This window comes from Mesorhizobium sp. (genome assembly GCF_041661565.1).
Classification (GTDB): domain Bacteria; phylum Pseudomonadota; class Alphaproteobacteria; order Rhizobiales; family Rhizobiaceae; genus Mesorhizobium.
Window position 1 is genome coordinate 1 of sequence record NZ_JBAZUD010000228.1, and the last position, 4,913, is coordinate 4,913.

At 62.8% G+C, this 4,913-nt stretch carries 4 protein-coding genes; 2 read left to right on the forward strand and 2 right to left on the reverse strand.

Annotated features, from left to right (window positions below):
* Positions 1–84 precede the first annotated feature (84 nt).
* Positions 85–888, reverse strand: coding sequence for a LysR family transcriptional regulator (locus tag WC739_RS24520; protein WP_372955581.1), 804 nt, complete (start codon positions 886–888; stop codon positions 85–87).
* Positions 889–912: 24 nt separating this feature from the next.
* On the opposite strand from WC739_RS24520, the gene WC739_RS24525 reads away from it, so the two are divergent.
* Positions 913–1,035, forward strand: a complete 123-nt coding sequence (locus tag WC739_RS24525; RefSeq protein WP_372955582.1) for a hypothetical protein — start codon at positions 913–915, stop codon at positions 1,033–1,035.
* 132 nt (positions 1,036–1,167) lie between these two features.
* On the opposite strand, the gene WC739_RS24530 is transcribed toward WC739_RS24525, so the two are convergent.
* Positions 1,168–4,017, reverse strand: a complete 2,850-nt coding sequence (locus WC739_RS24530) for a TonB-dependent receptor (protein WP_372955583.1) — start codon at positions 4,015–4,017, stop codon at positions 1,168–1,170.
* A gap of 420 nt (positions 4,018–4,437) precedes the next feature.
* On the opposite strand from WC739_RS24530, the gene WC739_RS24535 reads away from it, so the two are divergent.
* Positions 4,438–4,913 (forward strand): amidohydrolase family protein (locus WC739_RS24535; protein ID WP_372955584.1); only part of this gene is annotated, 476 nt, incomplete at its 3' end.

The window sequence follows — 4,913 nt, forward strand, 5'->3', positions numbered from 1 at the left end:
GATGTCGCGGATCTCGTTAAGCAGGGCGGGGGCGGGGTTTGTCATAAAAATATCAAATCCATCATGCGATGACATTTGATATTGTTATAGTGCGGTTCCCTTTAGTCCAGCAAGGCGAATGAAGGCTGAAACCGCTGGAATTTCCATGTTTTCACGCAAGGTGACGATGTAAACGCCGCCGGTGCGGGGCATGCCGTGGACGGGCAGGGCCTTCAGTCGGACGTCGTGTCCGATTTCGCCATCCAGAATACAGCCGAACCCGATGCCGTGGGCGGTGGCTTCCTTAACCGCTTCACGGCTTTCGACGATGAAGCCCCTTTCCACGCTGGCGGCGCTTCGACCGAGCGCGATTTCCGTCAGGGCGCGCGTCACCGAGCCCTCCTCCCGCAGAACCAGCGGCAGACCGCCCAGCTCACGGGCTTCGATGTGAGCGCGCTGGGCGAAGGGGTGATCGACGGGCACCATCAGGTTGAGCGACTGCTCGAAAACCAGGTGGCAGGCCAGGATCGGATCGGGCTCCAGCAGCGAAATGATCGCCACATCGGCCCGACATTCCATCACATCCTGCGTCAGGGAGCGCGTATTGCCCAGCCGGGTGGAAATCTCGATATCCGGATAGGTGCGCCTGAATTGACTGATCAGCTGCATGGTCGCCGGCGGCGTCGAAAAGCCGATCGACATGCGTCCGCGCTTCAATCCACTGAATAGATTGGCGGTCATCTCGAAATCGTCGACGCGGCTGATGACCAGCCGCGCCCGCGTATAGAGCTCGCGCCCGGCGTCGGTCAGGTTCTGGTTCTGGGTGCGCCGGTTCAGCAGCCGAACGCCGCAGATCTGTTCCAGCGCGTTGATCTGATTGGAGATGTTTGGCTGGGAAACGCCCAGCACGGCGGCCGCGCGCGAGAAGGAGCCTTGATCGACGACGGTGACGAAGGCCTTCAGCGCCCCGATCGACAGGCTGCCGGCTTCACGGCGGCGGCTACGCTCGGCGCCATCGTCAGGCGAAACGGCCATGATTCTCTCTTCGACAGGTGACTGACCCGGACCATACAAATCGGGACCGGAAACTCAAACAGACCTTGGCTCGGGGGCCAGTCACTCGCCGGGAGGCCAAAGAAAAGCCCCTCCGGCGCGAGCCGGAAGGGCAAGGAAAAAGATTAAGTCTGATCAGTAGGAATAGGCGACGCGCAGGATAAAGTTCCGGCCCGGCTCCATGTAGTCCTTCTGATAGGTCGGGTTCTTACCCTTGGTCGTATAGTAACGGTGACCATCCAGGATATTCTGAACGTCGAAGTCGACCGTCAGGCCCTGGCGAATGTTGTAGCGGGTATGCAGGTCGAGCGACTTGTTAGGCTGCACCCACTTGTCGACCGCGTTGTCGCGCGTGTCTTCGATGTAAGCGCCTTGATACTGATAGCTGAGTTTGGCTTCGATACCGTACTTCTGATAGGTCAGAGAGGTGTTGTAGATCAGGTCCGGCGCCTGCAGGAACGTGATCGGATGGCCGCGACGATAGTCCAGGCCCGTTTCGGCCTCGGACGTCTGCGAGGTGACGTTGGCCTCGACGCCGAAGCCGTCGAACGGCGCCGAAAGACCTTCGAACGACTTGATCAGGTTCAGTTCCACGCCCGTCAGGGTCGCGTCCTCGCCGTTCTGCGGCTGAGTGATGGTGATCGTGCCTTCCTTGGTCGGAGCGTTGACCGAGCGGCCGTTGGTGAAGATGAAGTTCTTGATCTTCTTGTGGAAGACGCCGACGGACACCACGCTGGAGCGATCCGGATACCATTCGGCCGACAGGTCGAAATTGACCGACTCACCGGGCTTCAGGTCCGGATTGCCGCGGCTGATGGCGATGATTTCCTTGGTCGCGGGATCGCGGGTCACGCTTTCGCCGCGCGAGATGTTCGAATATTCCGGACGCGAGAAGCTGGTCCAGATCGCGCCGCGATAGACCAGGGTCTCGCCCTGACGGTAGACAGCGGTGATGCTGGGCAGGAAGTTGGTGTAGTCGCGGTTGGTCTTGCCGAAGCCCGACGTCGTGGCGTCGGTGATCCACGCGGTGGTTTCCACCTTGGTGTGTTCGACGCGGGCGCCGCCGACGACTTCGAGATTGCCCGACCTGACATGGGCCAGCGCATAGCCGGCATAGATGGTTTCCGAGCCCTTCTTGTCGTCCTTGCTGAGGTCCGCGGTCGAATAGGACACCGGATTGGCGGCGCGCGCCGCGTTCACCGCGGTGATGACCCGTTCGCGGCTCAGGATGGAGCCATAGTAGTAGCGGTTCTTGAAGAAGCCATCGACCTGACGCTCGACCAGGCCGGACGCCGCCAGCGACTTGCCGTTCAGCGGCGTGCCGGACAAGTCCCCTTCCCAGATCGGGGTGGAGTCATATTCGCGCTCTGACTTGAGATACTTGAAGCCGCCCTTCACATAGTCGATCAGGCCGTCCATCTCATAACGAGCATCGAACTTCAGCGCGGTGCGGGCGTCGGACTGCTTGTCCTTGTTCATCGACGCGCCGTCGAACGGCAGCAGATCGTCGCGGTGATCGACATTGGCCGCATAGGCCGGAAGCTGCGCCAGCGGGAAGCGCGGATCGGCCGACGACCACAGGATGCCGGTCGAGTTGAACATAGGATCGGTCGAGCACTTATCGCAGTTGTAGCCGATGCCGTAGTACAGCGGCGTGCCCTTCTCGCCATAGGAGTAGCTGAGGTCGTAGTCGAGCGTCAGACGCTCGAAGCGGCTCTGGCCCCCGGCGTTGATCGTGTAGAGCGAGGACTCCTGGTCCTGGGACTCATGGGTGCGGGCGAACTGGAACGCCTTGGGGTTCCACACGCCCGAACGGCCAAACAGCGACCAGTACGAGTTGCCCGACTTGCGGTCGGCGTCGGTGATCAGGCCGTCCTTGTCCGTGTCGACGATCTGGCCGACGGTGTAGCCGTAGATGTTGCCCTTCACCGCATCGCGGCCGGTGATCATCTGCTCCGGCTGCAGAAGGGTCGTGTCTTCCAGGTTGACCTGCGTCAGGCGCTTGGTGGGACGGCTGCGGAAGTCCGTGTAGTCATTGGTGCCCGTGCGGTTCAGCTTGGCGTACTGGCCGCGGACATAGAAGTTGTGCTGGTCGATCTGATAGTCGGCCGAGAAGTTGCCGCCAAAGCGCTCCTGTTCGCCGCGACGGAAGTCCAGGTCGATGCCCGGCAGATACATCGAGCGGCTGTCGATCGGTTCGATCGAGTCCTTGCGCCAGCGGTAGGGCTCCCACTCGCCGTCGTTCTCGGACTCTTCGTTGGTGTAGTGGCTCTTGCCGTAATAGACCGATCCGAACAAACCAAAGCGTCCATCGCCGAACTTGCGCGCGCCGTCGATCTGGATCTGGCCGCTGCCGGCCGGCTCGTCCTGCTTCTGGGCGCGGTCATTGAGGCCATAGGAGGCGAAGACGCGCAGGGTGGGCTTGCGGAAGTCGAAGGCGGTCGGGGTGACGAAGTTGACCGAGCCGCCGATGGCGTCACCGTCCAGATCGGGCGTCAGCGTCTTGTTGACCGAGATCGCCTTCAGGCCGTTGGGCGGCAGGACCGTCATCGACATCTTGCGCGAGCTGGCGTCCGTCAGCGCCACGCGCACGCCGTTGATCGAATAGGCGTTGTAGGTGCTGGCCAGGCCGCGGATGGAGACGTATTCGCCTTCGCCGGTCTCCTGATTGACGACGACGTTGACGCCGGGGATGCGGGCCAGGGCGTCGGCCACGTTCGCGTCAGGCAGCTTGCCCAGATCGTCGGCGGAAATGACATTGACGACGCCGGTGGCCTTTTTCTGATCCTGGATCGAGTTGGCGGTCGACAGGCGCTGACCGGTGATGACCACCTCGCTGACGGCGTCGTCGGCGGAGGGTTTGGCCTTGGCTTTCGGGGCCTGCGTATTGGCCGTCTCGGCGTGGACGGCCGGAGCGAAGGCGAGCGCGAAGACGCTGACGCCGGTCAGGGCCGCGAGCTTGAGACGCGATGGCGGGTCGAACATGGATAACTCCGTTGATTGTGTCCCGACGCCCGCTCAAGGCGCGCGCCGTCCCCCTCCCGTCGGCGATCACCGACGGGTTAACGCCCTGAAAAGCCCGGCAAGGAGGCGGTTCAGGGAAGAGCTGTGCGAGGCTGGATCCCGTTTGCGATGCGACGTTCGTGAAGCCCCCTTGACGAACGAAGATATAAAAAATGCAAATGAGACGCGTGTATCTATACGATTAAAGTATGACGGCTTGTTGACGCCGCGACGTGCCGACGCTGGCTTTCATCTGGGCTGGATAGGCGTCCGCGGAGGCCAGATGCGGCTGGTGTCGCCGAAGGTTCCCGGGCTCGGTCAGATCCGGCGAGCGGGTGGAGGCTCGACGGCGCGCGCGGGCGTGCTAGCGTCCTCCGCTCAAGTTGGATGGGGACGGATCGAATGCGTGAGGGGATCAAGGCCGCGGTGTTGGCGGCGGGCGTGCTGGCGGCGGGCGCGGCGAACGCGGCGCAGGTCGAGGCGGTCAGCGCCGCGCGGCTGCTGGACGTGGCCAGCGGCAAGTATGTCGACAACCCGTTGGTGATCGTCACCGACGGTCGCATCACCAGCGTCGGCAAGAAGGGCGATGCGGTTCCGACGGGGGCCAAGGTCGTCGACCTGCCAGGCGCGACCCTGCTGCCGGGCCTGATCGACATGCACACCCATATCGACGGCCTGGCCGAGATCGGCGGCTATAACAGCCTGGAATACAGCGATCGCTTCTGGAGCGTGGTGCAGGTCGCCAACGCGAAGAAGACGCTGGAGGCGGGTTTCACGACCATCCGCAACGTCGGCTCGGCCGACTTCGACGACGTCGGCCTGCGCGAGGCGATCGACGGCGGCTACGTGATCGGCCCGCGCGTCGTCACGGCGACCTG